The sequence below is a fragment of the Paenibacillus sp. NN59 genome, assembly GCF_057597225.1.
In genome coordinates this window covers 1,044,976-1,066,827 of sequence record NZ_CP199678.1, presented here as the reverse complement: position 1 = coordinate 1,066,827, position 21,852 = coordinate 1,044,976, and the positions used below count along the sequence as shown (strand labels likewise).

Sequence of the window (21,852 nt, the reverse complement as noted above, 5' to 3'; positions counted from 1 at the left end):
GTCATAATGCAGTTAACAATACAAGCCAACAATAAACCCAAATTTAATAATTCAAATTCGATGTAAATGAGTACATGTAAATATTGACTCACTATGGCCTAAAAAAGGCACACATAACGACGCCGGACTCCGGCGCCGTCACCTGTGTCAATTCGGTTCTGTATAGTTCTGTATAATCTATATCGTCATTCAAGCTATTTTAATGAATTCTATCTTACTTCAAAGACTCGGACAGTTCGGTGAAAATAACACCCAGCGCATACGCGCCAGCATCCGGATATCCCAAACTGCGGTCACCGACCGTACCTGCGCGTCCCATACGTGCTACGATATCTTCCGTTTTCTTCGCACCTTCTACCGCTGCGGCTGCACCTTTGGCAAACACAGCTTTGAAGTCATCTCCAGACTCTGCACTTTGCGTCCAGGCATCTGCACATGGGACGAGTGCGTCGATCAGTGTTTTATCCCCTACAACCGCACCGCGTCCGAAGGAACGCTCACCTGTTGATTGAATGCCTTGTACCGCTGCCTGCATCATTTCAGCAAACTCAGCGACATTCAAATGTTGCTTCTCACCTACCGCTTTGCCCGCTGCACGGAATGCCGAACCCCAGATTGGGCCGGATGCTCCGCCGCAATACTCCATGATGACGAGGGAGCACGCATCGAGGAATGAGCCGATATCTTTTTTCTCTTCGTTAACGATGTGGTTCCACTCACGCTTCAATTGACGGAAGCCTTTGGCTACACTCATCCCGAAGTCGCCGTCACCGGCATGGGAATCCAGTTCACAGAACGGCACTTCGTTCTTGATGATGATTTCGCCCATTTTATCGATCAGGTAAACCATGTTATCCAGTGAGAACTGATTATTTTCAACAACAGCTGCTGACGCATCCGTCTGCACCTCATAGGATACTGGAGCATCCTCCGTCACAACTGCTTCCAGCGCTTCGGAGTAAGCAACTTGTGCCACTGGAGGGCCAGACACCTTGAATGCAGGTGTGTCGCTTTCCTTAAACAACAAGGTTTTCAATTCATCATCCAGCTTCAGAATGGTAACCGATGCTCCCGCCATGTCGATACTGGTCATGTAGTTGCCCACGAAAGTCGTCGCTACGTTAAGACCTGTATGTCCTGCAAGCTCACGTTGCACCGAGTTGTTGAGCAGGTACAGCTCTTGCAGAGGTGTTGCACCAAAACCGTTCACAAGCACAGCGATCTCGGCAGACGCATCCTGATCCAGCTTCATATCTTTGAGCAATGCGGACACCATACGTCCTGCAAGTTCGTCTGCAGATACGATTTTCTCACGTCGAATACCTGGCTCACCATGGATCCCTACCCCGAACTCCATCTCGTCTTCCGCGATTTCGAAAGTTGGTGTTCCCTTGGCAGGAACCGTACAAGACGTGAATCCAAAACCGATACTGCGCACGTTCTGCGCCGCTTTCTCGGCAACAGCCTTCACTTCTTCCAGGCTACGTCCTTCTTCCGCTGCTGCGCCGGCAATTTTATGAACCAGAACCGTTCCAGCCACGCCGCGGCGTCCTACCGTATACAAGCTGTCTTGCACAGCAATGTCATCTTCCACACGTACATATTGCACGTTGATGCCATCTTCTTCAGCCAGATGTGCTGCGTTTTTGAAGTTCATCATGTCGCCGCTGTAGTTTTTGATGATAAGCAGTGTACCTTTGTTGCTTGCCGTTGCTTTGATCGCTTGATATACCTGGATTTGGGAAGGGGATGCAAATACATCTCCGCATACCGCTGCATCCAGCATACCTTTACCGACATAACCAGCATGTGCTGGCTCGTGACCGCTACCGCCGCCGCTAATCAGGCTGACTTTATCCGCCTGAATCTCTCTGCGTTTAATCACTTTATATTTTTTCAGAAATTCCAGCTCCGGGTGCGCAAGCGCAATCCCGTTGCACATTTCCATGACAACATGTTCAGCTTGGTTGATGATTTTTTTCATTTATTTTGCCTCCTGGCGTGCTTTGTACTCCCGTCCGATTCGGTCAGCTGCTGCAATCGCTGCGGCTACTTCAGGAACAGTAATCGGGAATGGCATCGCGTGGATAGATTCCTCTGGAATGCACGCAATCTCCGCTACTTTCAACAATTCTTCTTGTGTAATGGTTTCTACGCCGATATCTGCCAGACTTACAGGCAATCCTACGGAAAGACAGAAATCCATCACTTGGTGCAACTCTTCGGTTGGTGCATTTTCAAGAACGAGCTGCGCAATCGTACCGAAGGACACTTTTTCACCGTGGAAATAGTGGTGTGTGCCTTCCAGAACCGTCAGACCATTGTGGATCGCGTGAGCTGCAGCCAAACCGCCGCTTTCGAATCCAAGACCAGACAACAGGATGTTCGTTTCTACGATGTTTTCCAGGGCTTGAGTTACCACGTTGCTGTCACTCGCTACTTTTGCTTTGGCGCCGTCCGTAAGCAACATTTCGTAACACAATTTAGCAAGTGCCAGTGCTGCATTCGTTCCTACAGCAGAAGGTGTGTACCCTTCACGGGAACCCATTGGCAGACTTGCATTCACACGGGAGTAAGATTTTGCTGTTGCTCTTGCCTCGAAGTAAGTTGACAACGCATCTCCCATACCGGATACGAGGAAACGTGTTGGTGCATTTGCAATAACCGTTGTATCTACGAGCACCACGCTTGGGCTTTGTTTGAAGTATGCATAATCGTCAAAAGAACCTTCTGGTGTGTACAATACTGCCGAGTGGCTTGTCGGTGCGTCTGTTGCTGCAATCGTTGGGCAGATGATTAATGCATCACCTTCAGCAACACATTTTGCAGCATCAATGGCTTTACCGCCACCGAGACCGATCGTGCATGTACAGCCTTTTTCTTTCGCAATTTCTTGCAAACGAGCAACTTCCTCACGTGAACATTCGCCTCTAAAACCGCTTTCAACAAACGTGATATTGAATTTTTCTGCTGTTGCATCCAGCTTGGCTTTAACACGCTGTACATCGTCCGGGTGTGCAATCAACAACGCAGAATCTCCGAAGGATTTTACGAAATAACCCAGGTTCAACAATTCGTCTTCGCCTTGCACGTACTTGGTTGGGCTGATAAATGCTTTTCTCATAATATGATATGCCTCCTAAAAGTAGATTCGATAGAATGTTTTGCGCAGCAACGCTTGTCCTTCTTGACTTGAATTCAGAGGTTAAGGTGCCTCGCTCCGTGTTACATCAAATTTTAATTGTTGCAATTGACCTAAATATAACGCAGAAACAAGAGGTTTACAGTGGACTTTGATAACAAATTATTATAATTTGCAATCGTAATTTTTTGCTTTTTCGCATAATCGTGGTATGTTATTGTCATGAGATGGTTGAATTTTGACCTCCCATGTTCCATTACCCGTCCTGTTCACGTCTTAATATGTACAACTTTCAACTTTTTAACGACTCTCCGATCGATGAATTCGGTCTGCCACGGAGGTTTTTCACATGATTAAAGAATATCTGCACATCAATAAAATACTGGATCTGGACAAGTGGAAGCGCCTTCAGGATTCCCTCGCCACCGTCACCAAACTTGCTATTCTTACCGTTGATTATAAAGGTATACCCGTGACCAGCCACAGTAGCTGTCAGGCTTTCTGCCAGAACGTTCGCAAAGATCCTGAGCTTCTTCCCTACTGTCAAAAATGTGATTCTCGCGGCGGTTTGGAGGCTGTTCGCCTTAACGAACCTTACGTTTATCTCTGTCATTTCAATATCATTGATATTGCGATTCCGATTACGATAGATGGAAAATATATTGGCGCGGTCATGGCCGGACAAGTCAAACTGGCTGATCCCGAGAAAGGTACCGATCTGGAACAGATCGTGACGTCCAAAAACGTACCGATGCATGATGCGAAAATGAAGGAGTTGCAGGCAGATTACGACCAATTACCCGTCATGACGTATGAAGAGATCGTGAAGATTTCCAATATGTTATCCCTGCTCTGCAACTATATTGTCGAGGAAGCGCTGAACAAAAACTTGCTGGTGGAGATGTTTGAGAAAGCTTCAGGCAATCAGGAGTCCGTCAACTTGTCCACTATCCTGCCGGGTTACTCGATCCGTAACATCGAGTCGATCAAAAAGGAAATGACCAATGCCATTGCGGACGCTTATCTCAAAAATAGTCCAAGTGATACGGAGAGTCTCAATCCGGTACTCCAGCCTGCTTTTGAATATATCCATAACCATAAGAGCGAACAAGTGTCTCTTAAACAAGCAGCCGATCTGTGCCACCTGAGTCCAAGTTATTTCAGTAGACTGTTTGCCAAGGAGACGGGTGAAAACTTCACCACCTATCTCGCCAAGCTCAAAATCAAGTGGGCCAAGCAACTGCTGGAGGTCACAGACATGCCCGTTTCACAGATCAGCGATGAGCTGGGATTTAATGAATCGGGGTATTTTATTAAAATATTTAAAAAGTTCGAGGAAATCACACCTGCCCTCTATCGTAAATATATTCAGGAGAGCTGATTAACCTGTGATATGTTTTTCATATCAATCATGCGCTTAATAGATATTTCACCTAATTATCTGCACTTGCTACAATGGAGTCCAGATGAGTAAGGAGGCATGACAAATGGAATATCGCAAATTGGGAAACAGCGGTTTAACCGTCAGTGAGATTTCGCTGGGCAACTGGATTACACATGGATCACAAGTTGATGATCCAACAGCACAAGCTTGTGTCCAAGCTGCATTGGAGGCAGGTATTACGACATTTGATACGGCAGACGTATATTCGGATACCAAGGCGGAAACTGTGTTGGGACAGGCTATCAAGGGAGTCCCAAGAGAGAGTATTGAACTATGCACCAAAGTCTGTCATCCAACCGGCCCAGGTCACAATAACAGAGGACTTTCCCGCAAACATATTATGGAAGCCTGCAGTGCTTCATTACAACGATTGCAAACAGATTATATCGATGTCTATTACGCTCACCGCTATGATACACACACTCCACTGGAAGAGACATTCCTTGCGTTTGCTGATCTTGTTCGTCAAGGCAAGGTTCATTATATTGGGGTTAGTGAATGGACAGCTGCTCAGATTGAGCAAGGCTCCGCACTAGCTAAAGAGTTGCGTGTACCTTTCATCGCAAGTCAGCCGCAGTATTCGATGTTATGGCGTGTAATTGAGCAAGAAGTTGTGCCCGCAAGTGTACAGGCAGGTCTGGGACAGATTACATGGTCTCCACTCGCTCAAGGCATACTATCGGGTAAATACCTTCCGTATGAAGCAGTGCCACCCGGATCACGAGCAGCAGCCCAAGCAGGGAAACCCTTCTTCAACAAGCTCGCCGGTCGTTGGTTACACGATGATGTGCTGACTGCTGTACAACAGCTTCTTCCTCTAGCGAAGGAACTAGGTTTGACTCTTCCTCAACTCGCTGTTGCCTGGGTTCTTCATCATCCCTACGTCAGCTCAGTGATTATTGGGGCATCCGGGCCAGAACAAGTACTGGAAAATGTGAAAGCTTCCGGTGTGAAACTGGATCAGGATATCCTCACTCGAATTGATGAAATATTAGGAAAATGGATTGAGAGAAATCCTGTCCTGACGGGTTAATATAGTTTAGTCGCTCTTGTCCATGTGTATAAAACGGGTGACCACACCCTGATTCATGTCCGTCCGCCATGCCATGTATAAGGGCACGGAGGGCGGTTTTTCTATTAAAGGTAAAAATACCACACCTCTGCGCTGAAACACCTCCACCGAAGAAGGAACAATGGAAACTCCCATGCCTGCAGCAACGAGGTTCACAATCGTATACATCTGGATTGCTTCCTGCGTAATTCGCGGTTCTACCCCATGCTCCCTGCAAAACTCCCGAACGAGACGATGAAATGGTGAGCCCAAATGGCTAGGGAACAAAATAAAATCCTCTTCCGCCAAGTCAGTAATCGACACTTGAATCTGCTCTGCCAAAGGGTGATCGTCTGGAACCACCACCATTAACGTTTCTTCCTGGAAGATCCGGAAAGACACATTTGGCTTATGCTCCTGATATCGTAAAAATCCAATATGGATCTGTCCATCTTGCAGTGCCTGCAGCTGTTCAGAAGATGTCATCTCACGCAGTGTAATTTCGATCTGTGGGTACGCTACTCGAAATCGCCTTAGCATATCGACCATCATACTGCCTGAAGCCGAATCCACAAAAGCTATCGTTATATGACCAACGATGCCTTGGTCAACCTTCTGTGTGAGATGGATAGATCGTTCAAGCTGAGCCAAAATTAGTCTTGCCTGATCTAGAAATACGGCTCCCGCAGGTGTTAGCCTAACCATCTTTTTCGTACGTTCCAACAGCTTAACACCTAGTTCTTCTTCTAGATTTTGGATCTGTTGACTCAGCGGCGGCTGAGTCATATTTAATCTTTCGGCCGCACGATGGAAATGAAGTTCCTCCGCCACGGCGATAAAGTAGCGTAACTTTCGAATATCCATTACACCTGATACACCTCCCCTCTCCCCGTTACTTCATCTGCTCCTCCACCCAGATTGCAGTCTCTGCATGCATCGTCATGAGTGCACAAAAATCAGACTCGATCTCTACTAACGGAACATCCTCCCCGCTGTCATGAATGAGCATCATCACTTTGCCAGAGGTCTCATCCAGAACGGCTATGCTACCCTCACCAAATCCGCCGATTGGAAAAAGCTTCAGCCCGCCAGGCAGGTCGTATTCCTTCTCGTACTCTCGATATGCATCCTGAAACTCGGGATACGCCCAGTCTAGCTCTTTGACTGAATACAAAGCGGGGTCACCAAAGTTGCACGCCCCGAATTCTAGTAGCAGCGCACGGTACGCCGCAGGCAGCTTCACTTGGTACTTTTGCTCAAAATTGTTGATGTCCTGCTCGGTTTCAGGTTTACTGCCACTCCCCATCGATGTTCCATATGCCTGCACCAACAAATCCCGAATCGGGTCTAGCTCTACGAATTTCATCTGTTTTGCAACTCTCCGTCCAGCCAAGTCAGTGCATCTCGTAGCTTGTCCTGTGGTATCAGGTCATAACGATCTCCTGTCGACATTTCGTATGAGCAGCTGTTGCCTCCGGTTTTGTTCAGATACGATGTAATGCCGATATCAAACTTCTGCACCATCTGCACGAGCAAGGGTTCAACCTCGGAAGCTGCGAGTGTAAAGTGAACGTGAAACATATTGGATACAGGAGTTTCAGGGATCGTGTGAATCCCGTGGCATGCATTGAACAGCGAGGCAAGTTCCTTGGCCTGCTCGTAATAATGTCCCATTTTGCCGACACGTTCATTGTAATAATACTTGGAGCTGAGAATATACGGATACAGTCCGATCAGATCGCCGCCATGCCGCCGTTTCCACACCTTGGATTCCTGCATGATGTCCGTATCCCCAGCAAGAATAGCTCCTGCAATGCCGCCAATACCTTTGTAAAAAGAGATGTATACACTATCAAACAAACCGCAGATCTCCGCTGGTGTTTTCTCGTAATAAGGCGTGATCTCAAACAGGCGCGCTCCGTCCAGATGTAACTTGATCCCGTGCTCACGGCAGTATGCCGAGATCGCCTCCAGTTCCTCATAAGCCGGCAATTGCCCACCTATCTCTCGCTGTGGTAACTCAAGTAACAAACAGGCGTATTTCCCCTTAATTCCTTTCACATCATCAAGTGTAATCATACGATCCGCTTCTCCCAGCAAAATGCTTTCGATCTGATGCAGCTCCTTTAGTCCATCTTCTTCATGAATCTCCAGGTGAGACAGCGGATGATACGCAACTCGCTTGATGCCTGCCCGGTCACACCAGATGCGAAGTGCAATCTGCTGCGCCATCGTGCCGCTTGGGAAAAACACCGCCGATTCCTTCCCTAGCACATCTGCCATCTCCTGTTGAAACTCATCAATGATTGAGCCATTCCCGTAGTGGTCACTGAACGTTTCTCCATCCACCTGTTCCAGAGCCTTTTTCAACACTTTCACTTTGCGGCTACCGTGCCCGCCTACAATGTACGCCGCCTGACCGAATGCGTCGGCAAGTGTTAATTTGTTATTTGCCAAAATCAACCTCTCCTTTACTGTTCCTGTATCGTCATAATCTCCACTAGAGCCTGGAGCGCGTTAGAACGATGTTCACCATGAGCATAAACAAATCCTACTTCCAGACGAGAATATGGGTCAGGAAGTGATACAATGTCTACCTCACCTCTGGCTGCTGCTTGAGCCACCGAAGAACGAGGCAGCAAGGACACGCCTAAACCGACAGTAACACCATTAATAATGGTATCGAGTGTCCCATATTCCATGACATTTAGTGAATGAACCCCTTGGGTTTTCAAAAAATCCTCCGCCTGAGTTCGGTGGCTGCATCCAACCTCAAAAAATAACATCGGCCTGCTGAGTAGCACGGGCATATCAAGTTCACCCGGTTTAACGATCAGCACCAGCTCATCGTCGTACATTTTCATATAATTCAGCTTCTCATGTTTGACCGGACCATATACCAGAGCACCATGTAATTCATGGGCTATAACCTTCTGATTCAGCTCGTGTGTACCACCAGTGACAAGGGAATAACGTACCTTCGGATAACATGCGCAGTACTCGGCCAGAAGCGGTGTCAGAAAACGAGAAGCCGCAGTCTCAATCGAACCCAAACGAAGATTTCCTGTCGGTGGACTTCCTTCCTGTGCGGCCTGCTCTGCTTCATCTAATAATTCCAATATTCGATCTGCGTAGCCCAGCAGGTTCTCCCCTGCCGGAGTGAGCAGCATCCCCCGATTGGAGCGATGAAACAACGGCACTTGAAGCTGATCTTCCAATTGTTTGATTCGTGTGGTCACGTTGGACTGAACATAATTAAGTGCGGTGGCGGCTTTAGTGATACTGCCTTCGCGGGCAACCGCCTGGAATATTTTCAAATCCCCTGCATCCATTTTCTTCTCACCTGCTTGTCTTTATATCAGAGCATTCCGCCCTATTGAGATGTCGTACATCAGGCTAAACACTCTTCATTTCTTCACGTATTCTTATCTATCATTATTCCTGATACTGACCTTCATTTCTGTTTATTTTACGTGTTTCCATCTCGCCTGTACAATGACTCCGTAATGAGTCGTCCATCTACTCTATAAGAGCACTAAGCACGATGACAGAGTAACTATATTATACAGGGAGGTAACATCCATGAACGTATCCAAAACGATGAATGCAATCATCCATTCAGGTCATCGCGGCCTTGAAGGTCTTCAATATTCAACCTGTCCAACACCTGAAGCAGGCCCCGGACAAGTCGTTGTAGAGCTGAGCGCTGCTGGACTGAATCACCGGGATCTCTTCATTATGTCAGATCGTACGCCTCAAGACACTCCGCTTATTCCCGGATCGGACGGGGCAGGCATTGTGGTAGAAGTTGGCGAAGACGTGCAACATATCTCCATAGGCCAAGAAGTCATCATTCACCCGACGCTCGGCTGGGAACATACCGCAGACGTACCTGTGGTTCCAGGTATAGTCGGAGGCCCTTCGGATGGAACACTAGCGCAATATATTACACTGCCTGCCAGCAATGTGTTGCCCAAACCTGAACATCTCTCCTGGCTTGAAGCTGGTGTATTGTCTCTTTCTGCACTGACGGCGTATCGTGCGCTGTTCACTCGCGGGGGGCTGAAAGCAGGCGAACATCTTCTGATTCCCGGAATCGGAGGTGGTGTCGCAACGTATGCTTTTCTTATGGCTTTAGCTGCGGGAGCAAAGGTCACCGTAACATCTAGAAGTGAGGTTAAACGAGCTGAGGCATTACGTCTCGGGGCTCATCAAGCTTTGGACAGTCATGCCGATTGGAAGAGTACGATGAATATTCAAGAGCCTGTTGATATCATTCTGGACAGTATTGGACAAGTGATGTTCCCCAAATACGAAAGTGTCATCCGACCTGGCGGACGAATCGTCATGTTTGGCGCAAGTTCAGGCGATGACTTACATCTGCCGATTCGTTCGATCTTTTTTCCGCAGATCAGCTTGATCGGTACTTCTATGGGCAGCCGTGAAGAGTTTGTGCAGATGCTGGATTGGGTAGATAAACATAAGATCCACCCTGTAATAGACAGCATCTATCCACTGCAAAATACGGCACAGGCATTTGAACGATTGGAAAAAGGTGAGCAGTTCGGCAATATCGCGATTACGATGCGCTAAACAACGACCTTTTTACCATGAACTTTCCCCTTATCAATGATAGACTAATGCTTAGACATGGTCATCAGATAGGGGGATTTGTCTTTGACTCGTTTTCTAAAACGTCATATGAAACGCGCTATCCTTGTGCTGATTGTAATCATGCTTGCTGCTCAGATCCCTGTGATGAAGGAATTGCTGGCTAGAGGAGCTACAACATTATACGCAGCTGTCAAGTATCCAGATCAAACGATCACATTTGAACACTTTGAATATGAGCCGCACTTTGGGGACTATATCATTTCCTATAAGACTCAAAAGTCAGATGCGCTACATCTCACATTAGCACCAAAAATGCTACCCATTTTCGTAAAATATGATCCTTGGAGTGAGCCTATTTTAGACTAAACGGGCCTGCACCACCTTATTCATTCAATCCATTTCATTATTCAGGAGGAGGTACTAGCAATGTCCAATCATGAACATCTTGTCGTATTAGTTCGCAAAATTATGAACGCGGAAGGAACGGAGCAAGAATTGGATGATATGCTGACAGAAGTGCAAAAGGCTCTTCCTTATGCGGAGGTCAGTAATCTGATTTTCTGGGATGAACGTGAGTTAACTGCGGAGCAGATTGTAGAAGAAGCACTTCAAGTTCGCCCAATACAGCTCCCGCCCCAATCTTGAACTTATTCAGGAGGTGAATGATATACATGTCTAATGAAGATAAAGAAATACATTATGCAATTGGAGCTCATCATTTCGATTCAGCGACTTCAGAGGAAAAACAGGAAGCGCTTCGTCAGCTCATCGAATTACATGATGCAGAAATAACTCGGCAAGTCCTTGCTCTTGGTATGAATACACAGGAAGAAGATCTGGTGCGTATTGAAGCTTGGCGAGCCCTCGGTATGGCGGGAACTTCTCCACTTCTTACTGAAATTCTTGAAGCAGCGGGAAAACTGGTACGTAATCCGGAAGAAGACGAAGATGTTCAGATTTATGCTTTAATGGCGTTAGCCCTGCTCCCCGTTACCGAGGCTGAAATTGGGCTGGCTCTGGATGTCATTCAGTCAGATTCCTATATATTGGTGCAGAGTGCCGCTTTCGATATTGTAAAAGCAAACAAACACCGGCCGCATGCTGTGCTGGCGCTGGAATCACTGCAAACGCATCCTGAGTTCGGTACTGCGGCAGTACGGGAACTTCAATCTATCTCGGGACGTGATCATTAATGAATTCGAACGATAAACAGCAGTCACCAGAACAAGCCGGTGAACATTTAACAGAAGAAACGACTCAGGCGGTACATCTTACTCAAGGCGAGATTCATGCCATTCAGAAGGCACTTCTTTTTCTCAAGTTCGAATGTGAAGAGACCTCCTCTTTGTTGTATTCAGGCAGTCCCTTAATCAATAGTGCTCTTAGCAAACTGAGAGAGGCAGACATTCACGGCGATTTTTCCAAACAGTTTCACTCTCGCCCTAGTCCCCATGCAGAAGCGTTTATGCGCGATAAGCTGGAACGCTCTTATAGCGAAGAGCATGTTCCACATGAACGGACAGAAGCACAGCTGAATGACATCTGGCAGAGTTGCATGTTCCCCTTTCCTGGAACCTCCTACAAACAAGATTCTGATCCTAAATAATTTAAAGTTCTTCCCCTGCGGAAGGGCACACCAGCCCACGGCATTCTCGGGCGATCTATTGATGTATAGTTTAAATTCTTTCATTTCGGTCCACTATTGAAGCAAATTACAGGTATAATGTAGAAAAGTTAGGGCGTGTCTGAAAACGCTGAAGGAAGCAGATTTTGCTAATTTTTTGTTCCAAGCCAGGAAGTTTATCGTAGGCGTGCCGGGGCACGTCAAGGGAAAGTGACGCAGCAGGGGGCAAAAAGGCGGTAAAAGATGCACTTCAGCGGATTTCAAGACACGCCCCAGTTGATCCATTACATACAGGAGGGGAATTATGGAAACGGAAGGTTTACGGGGCGTCGAGCAGCTTGCTCTGAAGAAACACAAAATTTACAAGCAAAGTTTGTTGCGATATCTGTCACGCTCTATGCTAGCCAGCATGTTCATCGGATTCGGGGTCATCGTAGCTTTTAAGACGGGCAATTTCTTCTATATGGAGAATTCCCCATTCACATACCCTATGGCAGCCATTACGTTCGGTGCGGCAATTATTCTGATTGCCTATGGCGGCGGTGACTTGTTTACAGGCAATACGTTCTATTACACCTATGCGGCATTACGCAAAAAACTGCGCTGGTTTGAAGTGGTTAAGCTGTGGATTGCGAGCTACAGTGGAAACTTGATGGGCGCGGCGGTATTTGCCCTGTTGATTTATCTTACGGGACTGTTCGATTCGGCACAGGTGAACGGTTTCCTACTCAGTGTAGTCGAGCACAAAATGGAAGCTCCAGCGATGCAGCTCTTTTTCCGCGGAATCCTCTGTAACTGGCTCGTGTGTCTGGCGTTCTTTGTGCCGATGTTCATGAAAGAGAATGGCGCCAAGATGTTTGCCATGATGCTTTTTGTATTTTGTTTCTTCATCTCGGGATATGAGCACAGCATTGCGAATATGTGTACGTTTGCAATTGCGCTTGTGTTAAACCACCCGGGCACGATCTCATTCGGTGGTGTGATTCACAACCTGGTGCCTGTGACGCTCGGTAATCTGGTAGGAGGCGTGTTGCTGATGGGCTTCATGTATTATGCGGTGAACAAACCTTTCCTGGACGATGAAGAGGCACATTAATTTTTTTGAAAATAGCCCCCTTCCTTCCCGGTTCAATGACCACGGTTTACCAGTAAGGAAAACATAGAACCCCGGTAGCGTCTCCCATACAGGAGTCACCGCCGGGGTTTTATCTTTACCTAGAGAAGCATCTTAAACCGTTCTCACTTAAGCCTGACAGATGATTTCTCCTAATCAAGCTCCTGTTCGTTTCATCTCCAGATGAAGCAACGGAAAAGGATTGCCTGAACTGTCCAGTTCGGATCGTCCTGTCTGTACAAATCCCAGCTTCTCATAAAATCGGGCCGCATCCTCATTCTGCTCATTCACATCTACTCTAAGCTCAGTGCCCTTCATTTTCATCGTTTGATGAACCAGAAATCTCCCAACGCCTTGTCCCTGAAAATACTCGTCTACAAACAACATCTCAATAAAGCTATTGTCCAGACCGATGAAGCCAATCGGCTCTTGCTCGGTATCCAGCACTTCCCAGACCTCGACTTGTTTGAATTCCAAAGCTTCACCGACCATCTTTTTATAAAACAGAATGTGATGCTCCTCCAGAAATGTATGTGTCGCTCGAACAGCACGCTCCCAGATGGCTACTAACTTGGCGTGGTCCTGCTCCCGATAAGGTACCATTAACATGTCTTATGCACTCTCCTCTGCTGAAAACATAATGTAGCGCAGAATCCCATCCGTACTTACTCATGTACCATTCGTATGTACCTTGATTCCTGCGTATATCTTAACATATTCTGTCATCCTCAACATCTGCAAACAACAGCATTATATAGCCAATCCAATCCATAGATTACACCACTGCTTCTCTCATTAGAAAGTGGTATGACCAATAGACCGCCCCAAGTGAGGCGGTCTATTGTCATTCGGTATATTAATGCTACACATATATTTTTATTGCTGAAGCTGTGCGAGAATCTGCGGATCTTTGATTTTCTTGTCCTCAGCCAGCAGTACGATTTTGGACAAAATCTCGGCGGTTCTTGGATCTTCATCCAGGAATGGCAGGAAGATTCTTCCCCGGTGCTGGCTATGCACAGGCACGATATACATTGCACCAGTGGCCCGCTTGAAGACATTACCGCTTCCCAAATGAACGGCATATTCACCCAGTTCACCTTCGATTCGTGCATAATTGCCGTCCAAACGCACATTATCCAGCTTGAGCAAACGCAAAGACTCATTCACAATAACATGTCGCATCTCTATGGTTGTAAGACTTGCCTCTGGGTCCACACCGCCAACGTGGGCAATGCTAACTACCAGATCAATATCACGCATGACCTCTGAGAAGAACACCTGTGGTACATCCTTCAATTCTACAGGTTTATACGTGCGACGATCATAGAATTGAACGGTCTCCAGCGTAGGTGCCTCTGTATCTGCTGGAGAGAACCAGTCCGCCATCGCATAGAGATTAGCGATCAAGTTATGCTCATAACTCACCTTTTGCAATCCCTCTTCATAACTTACCGTCCATTGACGGCTTTTCAACAAACTTACCGTTTTATTCGGCTGAATCTGATATCCTGCGTAGCGACGAGAGACCGTACCTTGAGCAAGTTCATCTTCATTCGGCAGGTAAAGTTCGCGGAAAACCTGTTTAAACGGCTGACGCTCCTGACGAGTAAAGAGATCGCGCTGGAATTCACTCCACTTGCCGCTCTCATACAAATGTAGCGGATGTGCAATCAGCAACTGATCTTCTTCCTTCAATGTATAGGCAACTCCCTCTGCGACCGGGGCTAGCATACCACCGGATGCAACATCAAATCTTCCAAGCTGCTCACCTGACTTGAAGATCAACGTCCTGAGTAGCGGATGAATGACCGGATTAAGCATCAGACTTGCAATCTCCTGACGTGTGAAGGCTGTGCCTGCGACCATGGAGCGCTCCAGTTCCTGTCTAGCCCGTCGATACTGATCGACCAGATCGGATTTTAGCTCCTTCAACTCTGCAATATATCCGTCCTTTTTGAGACGAGCAGGAACGGACTTCAGCACTTTGCCTTTACTAACAATGACGAGATCAGCCTGCCCCTCCTCATCAATGACGAGTTGAGCCGTCGTATCGTCATCCAGTGCATGCGGTTCGAAATACGATTTCACCTCATCCAGCTTACGCGCTTCCATATCCCACATGAGACGTGTTACATCAGCATAACCCGCGTTCCGCGCAAGGTTACCAAGCGCAATCTGTGAAGCTAATCCTTCACTCGCGCGCCGCTGCGCCCCGAACTGCTTGCTCTGCAACTGAAACTTCTGGATAAAGTCGTAACGCTCTCTTACATCCCGATCCCGTTCCTCTGCCAGCGGAATCAGACTATAGGTCAGTAAGTGATCCTTATTCCGCTTGTCTGCTACCGAATCATACATGTCCTTCAGACTGAGTTTGCCAAGGGCTGCATCTGCGAACAATTGTGATCTGCGATGGTTGGCTCCGCCCGAGATGTACTTCGCACAATCGTACAACAGGTTGAATCGCTCTTCTCCAACCTCAGCGTAAGCCTCTTCAAACCAGGCGATATCAAAGGCCCCATCATTAAAGTCCTGCGGCGTAATTGGGGAGTAATGCGCAACAATTGTTTCCTTCTCCGCACTGAATTGTTCATTAATGTGAGCATGGAAGTACCAAGCCGCACTACGAAGCCCCTTCCAGCCTAGATGTTTCGCCACAAGTTCCATCCATTGCGGTGCATACATGGCGGCTTCCAGCAGCTTTTTCTCCTTAACCGGATACTTCTGCAGCAATTCCGCCAGCAACTGTTCATCTTCCCCAGCCCGTGGATGACAGTGCTTAATCAGATAACTGAACATTTCTTTACGCGTTGTATTCCCTTCACCATAACTATAAATATACCCACGAACAAACGTATCCTGATCCATGGCAGCAACCAGATGCACCCAATGTTCCATGCCTTCAATGCGTTCCAGTTTCATAGCCAGATTACTCACTTCAGTAGATAGTTCCCCCCGGGTCAGTTCAATCTCCAGAATGCGATTGACCACCGTATCGCGCAGTTGAATCAGCTTTGGATCATCTTTGATCCGCTCTGTGCGAGCCGAGGTCATGTCACGGATGAACAGATAACGGAACGGTCCAACCATCAGTTGACGGTAAATCTCCTGATCATCAATCAGCTCTAATTGGTAGGCTCGCAGGAAATCGTCAAGTGACAGGAGAGACAACGGATGGTAAGGCTCTACCAGATGAGAGAATTGATAGGCTGTCTGGAAATATCGCTTAAAGCTCGCGTCGTCATACACGGCATTCCGGACAATATATTTCCACGGTTCTGTCAGAATCTGAAGCATTCCCATTTCCTTCTCCATATGCTCTGCAGGCATACTTAAAATGATCGAACCCCATGCCTTCTCTGCAATCTCGAAGATTTCAGCTGAATCACGATCCAGAAATGCAGCCGAGATCAATGCATGAACCTGATCTTTATATGGCAGTGTGCCCATCATCTCGTGCAGCTTCACCATCTCATTCAATGGATAGGTCTGTTCAGCAAATGTTTTGCGCCAACCCTCTAGTAATGGCATCTTTCTTAATTTGTCGTAATCATACTGCTCGCGATAAAAAGAGTAATGTTCATCCAATGTGCCGTTCAGCTTGCCTAACTGCAGTTCGACATATAGCTGTAACAGTTCAATACTGCTCAGACCGTTTTGCTCGAAATATTGCTTCCACACTTCATCCAGCGGAAACTGATCCAGTTGTTTCATTTTCGACCGATCGCCATAAGGAACCTTGGAACGAAGGCTGGTTCCGACTAACAGGGTATCTTTGTAACCTGCATAGTACTCCACCACATATTCATGATCCCTGTGCTCATGAACCAGTTCATTTAATCCTTTCATGAAGGCACTGATCTTATCCAGTGATATATTAAATATATCCTTCGGTTTGTTGCCAGAAAGGTCACGTTCTTCATCGAGCAGCGTTTGCCGTTGATTCGGGTCAAATAGACCATAGCCATTGGAGGCCGTATAACGACTTCCTTCATTAAACAGTTTGTCGAGCAGCTTCTGTTCCTTGGCTGTAGGCTTCTCTAGTTCCTCTGCGAATGGCTTGAGCTGTTCCAGTTGCTCTGCACGTGCCGTATCCGTTTTAATCTCCGTTAACAGTTCAAGTGCACCCAGACGTTGCAGCTCATTCTTCGTTTTTAGTAATCGTTGAACTGAATCTTTCAACTTCTCAACAGGTTGCAACAACAGGGCTTGAATCACCTTTTGCCGGAGTGATCCCGTTTTGAGTTTTAACAGTACTTCCATCTGCTGTAGCTCATCTTCGGTTAGTACCAACTTTTTCACTTTTTGCAATGCACTCTCACGGTTACTCATGCTTTTGTCAGACAAACTTTCAAACACAAACTGGCGCTGCACCTCGTTATCAGGCTCTTGCACAAAATGCGACAGTAGCTCTCCGCGCATTTCGGGGCTTAATCGATCCTTGAGAGCAATAATCTCAGCAATCCAGTCCGCATCCATATCATAAGCAGCCAAATACAACATTTTTTTGATGACGTCATCACTATCGATCTGATAGTGCACAAAATCCAGCACACCTGAAGGCCCGCCTGCACCGCCCTTAGGAATGAAATCCAGCATCTGTTTGAATTGATCAAAATCATGGCGGCGTGCCTGTTTATCTTCAAGCACATCCCAGCGAGGCACATAGACACTGCGTTGGTGCTCCCCCTCTTCAAAGCTCCAATTGTGCGAATACGCCGCCGTATAATTTTTCACAACCCAGTGGATCAGTTCCGGATGCTGAACACCCAGATGATTACGCGCCATAGCAAGACGAAGCCCCAGGTACTGGCTGTTAGCCAGAACGTACTGAGCTACGATCTTCTGGTACATCTCACCCTGTTCCATGATCTCTGTAATCTTAGGTTGCAGGTCATTCTCTTCAATGACCGCCGTGGCCCACAGACTGATGTATAGTTTATTAGCATTTTTCTCCTGTCTCCACGCCTCACGAATATCCTCATGTACTAGCGCTTCGTAGACCTGTTCAAGTAATTGTGTTGCCACACGCTGGTTGGCCGCTTCAATCCCGATCCCTGTCCATACGCCCAATGCTCTGACGACAGAGCTGAACCGTATCAGATTGTTGTCCAGAATGATTTTTAATATGTAAATATACGCTTCTAACGTGCCTTCGTCCATTCGTTCCACAATGCTCTGGCGAAGTCCTTCCTGCAGTCTGGCTGCAATCAAGAGTTCACCCACCATGTGATAGGCTTCGGCCTGTTCACTCATAAAAATGCCTTTAATCATCTCGTTTGTCAGTAACGCAGCCTGATTATCCCCATAGATAATATCGTGCAGTGCCTGCTTGACTTCAAGGTTCGAATGATCCAGTTCATAGGCAATACAGTCCGGCAATACCGCACGGAACTCATGCTGATGAAGCATGTTTGGCTCACGAATGGTTAAATACTCGTTCAAACTAAACCCTCTTGCCTCCATCCGGAATAAACCAAGCAACTTGCGCATCACATGAACAACATGTTGTCTTGGATCGGCGGTCCGGAAAGGTCTGCGCTCATAGCTTGTACTATATGGATACAGCGTCGCACCTTCAGCAATATAGCGGAATCTGGCAACAAACCCGTCAGAGGCCAAGTGCTCAAGCACCTCAAGGATCGGCTGGAATAATGGCTGTTGCTTCTCGATCGCAAGGTTGATAAGTTGTTTTTCTATATTAAAATAGTCTTCTTCATCCCCACGCAAGTAAGTTGATTCTGCCAACGTTATCACATATTTCGCTACGTCCAGCTTTGCCCCTGTAAGCGTAGCTGCTTTCTCCTGTAATCCCTCAATATACGCCTGTACCTGATCTTCCTGATTCATCCTGTTCTCCTCCTTGTCATACTACTTCTGCTCCCCTTACCACAGACGTCCGGCCAGCATCGTGAAGCGGATAAAGGTCACATGAGCTCCATCCTCTATGTTCAGTGGTTGATCCAAATCTTCCAATTCTTCATCATTCAGAAATACTTTGTACATTCCGTCTTCATAAGCAAGTATCGCGGCTTCCTTCGCCTCTCCAAGATCAGGAACGCCCTCGCCATGTATTGTGCCAAAACCCACTTTTCCCGTAGCACCCTGCGCGTCGATGTCTTGAGGCATCAGATAAGCAAGCATCCCCGCTGCGTCCTTCCTCTCTCGAAAAGCTTGCACCTGTTGTTCAACCATGTTCTCGATAAGCAGTCGAAGTGTACTTGTTGTTTCCGGAAGTTCAGCGGCTTGTTTCGCAAGAGCCGGTTTGCGTTTGCCCAAACTTTTCACTGTAATCCATAATTTCAATGCATCGTGTCTCCTTTCATAACTTCATGCATAGCTTCATTCATAACTCCACCCACAAAAAACCAATTTATTACAAATAGCTAAATCCCATTCAATCAAGAGTTAATACCCGAAAGCAATAGATTTCAAAACAGAACAAATACGTACATATGTACCCCTAATAAACATCATAACGAAATTGCTCACCTCTTTCATGGGCCAATATTCATGTTTCCATCGAACCAGCGAACTAGGGCGTGTCTTGAAACCCACTGAAGTGCACGTTTTACCCCCTTTTCGCTCCCTGTTACGTCACTTCCCCTTGACGTGCCCCGGCACGCCGTTGCACATATAACGCAAAAAGCTGCTACACCCCACGAAACATCATGAGATGTGCAGCTATTCCATATTTAAATAGTAAGTAAATATAATGTATCAGACCAGTCGCAAAGGCTGAATTTTCACGGCCGCTGTCTTGAATCCAGGCATTCGGCAGAAGGGATCCAGATCAGGCCTCGTTGCCCGGTTCACATTTTGGATTCCGCCCCAGTGCATGGGCACAAACAGCGTATCCTCGCGGATGGATGCCTTGATTCGCGAACGGACAGTGAAGCTTCCGTAGGCCGACTGGACCTCTACCCACTCTCCGTCACGGATGCGATGGCGAGCTGCCGTTGACGGGTGCAGTTCCACAAAGTTCTCTAACTCACGAGCAGCAAGTGCTGGGCTTCTGCGTGTTTGCACACCTGTTAGATAATGAGCGAGAATACGCCCATTCGTTAGAATCAAGGGAAAAGCTTCCGAAACATCATCCCACCCTAGACTGGCTCCCGGAGTAAACGTAGCTTTTCCGTCGACATGAGCAAATCGTTCATGAAACAACATTCCCTCGCCCTGCTCATCTAAAGAAGGACAAGGCCAGTGCACTCCTTGTTCATTTCTCAGTCGTTCATAGGTGATTCCATAGTAATCCGCTACTCCGCCACGACTCGCAATTCGCAATTCATTGAAGATATCCTCAGCCTTCGCATATTGGAACAACGAACCTTTGCCCAGCTTCTCGGCAATGCGGCACAAAATGTCCCAATCGTCTAACGTTTCTCCAGGTGCAGACCTTCCTTGTTCCCGCAGGAGAACACGCCCTTCGAGATTGGTGAGTGTGCCTTCATTTTCCATATAAGCGGTTACGGGCAGTACAAGATCGGCCAATCTGGCCGTTTCAGACAGAAACATATCGGCTACGACGAGAAAATCAAGCTTTCGTAAACCTTCCTCTACCAAGCTTACATTCGGATTTGAAACGATCGGATTAGAACCCATCACAAGCAATGCGCGAATGTCCTGCTCATAGATACGTTCCATCATCTCATAAGCTGATACACCTTTGCCTGGCAAAAGAGTAGGGTCTACTCCCCAGACAGATGCTATATATGCACGGTCTTCCTCACTTTCAATAGAACGGTATCCTGGTAGCTGATCTGCCTTCTGTCCGTGCTCCCGTCCCCCCTGTCCATTTCCTTGTCCGGTAATTGCGCCATATCCGCAACCTGTTCTGCCGATCTTTCCGGTTGCCAGCACCATATTCAGAAAATGCCGGACAGCCATGTGTCCATCCGTCTGTTGTTCCACCCCGCGTGCCGTCATAATCATGCCAGTATGTGCTTCGCCATAAGCCATTGCCGCCTGACGGATCAAGTCCAGTTCGACCCCACATGCTTTTGCGGCCTGCTCAAGATTGAGACTTTCCATCTCCTGCACAAGCTGTTCATATCCGGTCGTACGTTTCTGAACAAAGCTGGAATCAGCCAAGCCCGCATCCATAATTACCTTCAGCATCGCATCGGCCAGCAGTGCATCCTTACCCGGCTTCACTTGGAGGTGAAGATCAGCAATGGCTGCCGTTGCTGTCTTACGAGGATCAATCACAATAATAAACGTTCCATTTTCCTTCGCTTCATTAAAATACGGTAAGAGCGTTGGCTGACACTCAGCTACATTCGTTCCTGCCAGTATGATACATGCTGCTTTAGGGATGTCCGAAAGCGGAAACGTTAATCCACGATCCATTCCGAAAACTTTGCTACCGGCAGAAGCTGCTGCTGACATGCAGAAGCGGCCGTTATAGTCGATGTACTTGCTGCCGAGTGCTACGCGGGTAAATTTTCCAAGCAGATATGCGGTTTCATTGGTCAACGATCCTCCGCCGTATACGCCTACGGTATCAGAACCATACGTCGTTTGTAGCTGTTGCAACCGATCAGCAATCGTCTGCATTGCTTCATCCCATGAGCACGGCTCCAATTCTCCCTGACGGCGAATGAGCGGATACATCAAACGCTCGGAACTGAACACTTGCTGATGAGCATTCATCCCTTTCACGCACAGGCGGCCCTGCGAAGCCTTATTGGGCATGCCTTGAACCATATACTCCGCTACTTTCTGACCTGCAACGGGAGCGGCAAGCTCTTCTACGGACATTTTGCATTGCACACTGCAATAAGGACATTGGGTCTCTTTTACATATAACCTCGACTTCGCTTGGTCTGTATTTACCGCGTCCATCATCATGCTCTCCTGC

At 47.3% G+C, this 21,852-nt stretch carries 18 protein-coding genes; 8 read left to right on the top strand and 10 right to left on the bottom strand.

Features of this window, described 5'->3' with window-relative positions:
* Positions 1-214: 214 nt before the first annotated feature.
* Together dhaK and ACT89M_RS04660 are read right to left on the bottom strand one after the other, a co-directional pair.
* On the bottom strand, positions 215-1,984 hold the full coding sequence (dhaK, locus tag ACT89M_RS04665) for a dihydroxyacetone kinase subunit DhaK (RefSeq protein ID WP_154891147.1): 1,770 nt from the start codon (positions 1,982-1,984) through the stop codon (positions 215-217).
* On the bottom strand, positions 1,985-3,124 hold the full coding sequence (locus ACT89M_RS04660) for a glycerol dehydrogenase (RefSeq protein ID WP_090917434.1): 1,140 nt from the start codon (positions 3,122-3,124) through the stop codon (positions 1,985-1,987).
* 367 nt (positions 3,125-3,491) lie between these two features.
* Here ACT89M_RS04660 and ACT89M_RS04655 point away from each other — a divergent pair, with 367 nt between their 5' ends.
* A complete protein-coding gene (locus ACT89M_RS04655) occupies positions 3,492-4,523 on the top strand; it encodes a PocR ligand-binding domain-containing protein (protein ID WP_308722289.1) in 1,032 nt (343 codons plus the stop codon).
* 106 nt (positions 4,524-4,629) lie between these two features.
* Positions 4,630-5,619 (top strand): aldo/keto reductase family protein, encoded by a 990-nt coding sequence (locus tag ACT89M_RS04650; RefSeq protein WP_308722288.1) that lies wholly within the window; start codon positions 4,630-4,632, stop codon positions 5,617-5,619.
* Positions 5,620-5,625: 6 nt separating this feature from the next.
* On the opposite strand, the gene ACT89M_RS04645 is transcribed toward ACT89M_RS04650, so the two are convergent.
* Genes ACT89M_RS04645 through ACT89M_RS04630 form a run of 4 tightly spaced genes read right to left on the bottom strand, consistent with a single transcriptional unit; the run spans position 5,626 to position 8,969 of the window.
* The gene (locus ACT89M_RS04645) at positions 5,626-6,501 is read right to left on the bottom strand and encodes a LysR family transcriptional regulator (protein WP_154891144.1); all 876 of its coding nucleotides are present in this window, start codon (positions 6,499-6,501) and stop codon (positions 5,626-5,628) included.
* A gap of 28 nt (positions 6,502-6,529) precedes the next feature.
* The gene (locus ACT89M_RS04640) at positions 6,530-7,003 is read right to left on the bottom strand and encodes an SMI1/KNR4 family protein (protein WP_308722287.1); all 474 of its coding nucleotides are present in this window, start codon (positions 7,001-7,003) and stop codon (positions 6,530-6,532) included.
* A complete protein-coding gene (locus ACT89M_RS04635; protein WP_308722286.1) occupies positions 7,000-8,094 on the bottom strand; it encodes a threonine aldolase family protein in 1,095 nt (364 codons plus the stop codon). Before ACT89M_RS04635 ends, ACT89M_RS04640 begins: the two co-directional genes overlap by 4 nt.
* Positions 8,095-8,108: 14 nt before the next feature.
* Entirely contained in the window at positions 8,109-8,969 is an 861-nt protein-coding gene (locus ACT89M_RS04630; RefSeq protein ID WP_308722285.1) for a LysR family transcriptional regulator, read from the bottom strand.
* Positions 8,970-9,237: 268 nt separating this feature from the next.
* Between ACT89M_RS04630 and ACT89M_RS04625 the strand changes: the two genes are divergently transcribed.
* The 6 genes from ACT89M_RS04625 to ACT89M_RS04600 all read left to right on the top strand — a co-directional run bounded on the left by ACT89M_RS04625 (position 9,238) and on the right by ACT89M_RS04600 (position 12,971).
* Positions 9,238-10,230, top strand: a complete 993-nt coding sequence (locus tag ACT89M_RS04625) for a quinone oxidoreductase family protein (RefSeq protein WP_308722421.1) — start codon at positions 9,238-9,240, stop codon at positions 10,228-10,230.
* A gap of 84 nt (positions 10,231-10,314) precedes the next feature.
* Entirely contained in the window at positions 10,315-10,617 is a 303-nt protein-coding gene (locus tag ACT89M_RS04620; RefSeq protein WP_090917420.1) for a hypothetical protein, read from the top strand.
* Positions 10,618-10,677: 60 nt separating this feature from the next.
* Entirely contained in the window at positions 10,678-10,896 is a 219-nt protein-coding gene (locus tag ACT89M_RS04615) for a bacteriocin immunity protein (protein WP_308722284.1), read from the top strand.
* A 26-nt stretch (positions 10,897-10,922) separates the two neighbouring features.
* Positions 10,923-11,444, top strand: coding sequence for a hypothetical protein (locus ACT89M_RS04610; protein WP_308722283.1), 522 nt, complete (start codon positions 10,923-10,925; stop codon positions 11,442-11,444).
* Positions 11,444-11,857, top strand: coding sequence for a hypothetical protein (locus tag ACT89M_RS04605; RefSeq protein WP_308722282.1), 414 nt, complete (start codon positions 11,444-11,446; stop codon positions 11,855-11,857). Before ACT89M_RS04610 ends, ACT89M_RS04605 begins: the two co-directional genes overlap by 1 nt.
* 322 nt (positions 11,858-12,179) lie before the next feature.
* On the top strand, positions 12,180-12,971 hold the full coding sequence (locus ACT89M_RS04600) for a formate/nitrite transporter family protein (protein ID WP_090917411.1): 792 nt from the start codon (positions 12,180-12,182) through the stop codon (positions 12,969-12,971).
* A gap of 174 nt (positions 12,972-13,145) precedes the next feature.
* On the opposite strand, the gene ACT89M_RS04595 is transcribed toward ACT89M_RS04600, so the two are convergent.
* The 4 genes from ACT89M_RS04595 to nasC form a co-directional block, all read right to left on the bottom strand.
* Complete coding sequence (locus ACT89M_RS04595; RefSeq protein ID WP_154891137.1) at positions 13,146-13,598, bottom strand: GNAT family N-acetyltransferase; 453 nt, start codon at positions 13,596-13,598, stop codon at positions 13,146-13,148.
* A gap of 267 nt (positions 13,599-13,865) precedes the next feature.
* Positions 13,866-18,839 carry a DUF5724 domain-containing protein gene (locus tag ACT89M_RS04590; RefSeq protein WP_308722281.1) on the bottom strand — a complete coding sequence of 1,658 codons (4,974 nt, stop codon included), beginning with the start codon at positions 18,837-18,839 and terminating at the stop codon, positions 13,866-13,868.
* Positions 18,840-18,875: 36 nt separating this feature from the next.
* A complete protein-coding gene (locus tag ACT89M_RS04585) occupies positions 18,876-19,295 on the bottom strand; it encodes a hypothetical protein (RefSeq protein ID WP_154891135.1) in 420 nt (139 codons plus the stop codon).
* A gap of 414 nt (positions 19,296-19,709) precedes the next feature.
* Positions 19,710-21,842: an assimilatory nitrate reductase catalytic subunit NasC gene (nasC, locus tag ACT89M_RS04580; RefSeq protein WP_487345300.1), complete on the bottom strand. Its 2,133-nt coding sequence runs from the start codon at positions 21,840-21,842 to the stop codon at positions 19,710-19,712.
* Between the last annotated feature and the right edge of the window lie 10 nt (positions 21,843-21,852).

Coding starts and splice junctions, on each gene's coding strand:
- dhaK (WP_154891147.1), bottom strand. CDS start 1,984: ATGAAAAAAATCATCAACCAAGCTGAACATGTTGTCATGGAAATGTGC.
- ACT89M_RS04660 (WP_090917434.1), bottom strand. CDS start 3,124: ATGAGAAAAGCATTTATCAGCCCAACCAAGTACGTGCAAGGCGAAGAC.
- ACT89M_RS04655 (WP_308722289.1), top strand. CDS start 3,492: ATGATTAAAGAATATCTGCACATCAATAAAATACTGGATCTGGACAAG.
- ACT89M_RS04650 (WP_308722288.1), top strand. CDS start 4,630: ATGGAATATCGCAAATTGGGAAACAGCGGTTTAACCGTCAGTGAGATT.
- ACT89M_RS04645 (WP_154891144.1), bottom strand. CDS start 6,501: ATGGATATTCGAAAGTTACGCTACTTTATCGCCGTGGCGGAGGAACTT.
- ACT89M_RS04640 (WP_308722287.1), bottom strand. CDS start 7,003: ATGAAATTCGTAGAGCTAGACCCGATTCGGGATTTGTTGGTGCAGGCA.
- ACT89M_RS04630 (WP_308722285.1), bottom strand. CDS start 8,969: ATGGATGCAGGGGATTTGAAAATATTCCAGGCGGTTGCCCGCGAAGGC.
- ACT89M_RS04625 (WP_308722421.1), top strand. CDS start 9,238: ATGAATGCAATCATCCATTCAGGTCATCGCGGCCTTGAAGGTCTTCAA.
- ACT89M_RS04615 (WP_308722284.1), top strand. CDS start 10,678: ATGTCCAATCATGAACATCTTGTCGTATTAGTTCGCAAAATTATGAAC.
- ACT89M_RS04610 (WP_308722283.1), top strand. CDS start 10,923: ATGTCTAATGAAGATAAAGAAATACATTATGCAATTGGAGCTCATCAT.
- ACT89M_RS04605 (WP_308722282.1), top strand. CDS start 11,444: ATGAATTCGAACGATAAACAGCAGTCACCAGAACAAGCCGGTGAACAT.
- ACT89M_RS04600 (WP_090917411.1), top strand. CDS start 12,180: ATGGAAACGGAAGGTTTACGGGGCGTCGAGCAGCTTGCTCTGAAGAAA.
- ACT89M_RS04595 (WP_154891137.1), bottom strand. CDS start 13,598: ATGTTAATGGTACCTTATCGGGAGCAGGACCACGCCAAGTTAGTAGCC.
- ACT89M_RS04590 (WP_308722281.1), bottom strand. CDS start 18,839: ATGAATCAGGAAGATCAGGTACAGGCGTATATTGAGGGATTACAGGAG.
- nasC (WP_487345300.1), bottom strand. CDS start 21,842: ATGATGATGGACGCGGTAAATACAGACCAAGCGAAGTCGAGGTTATAT.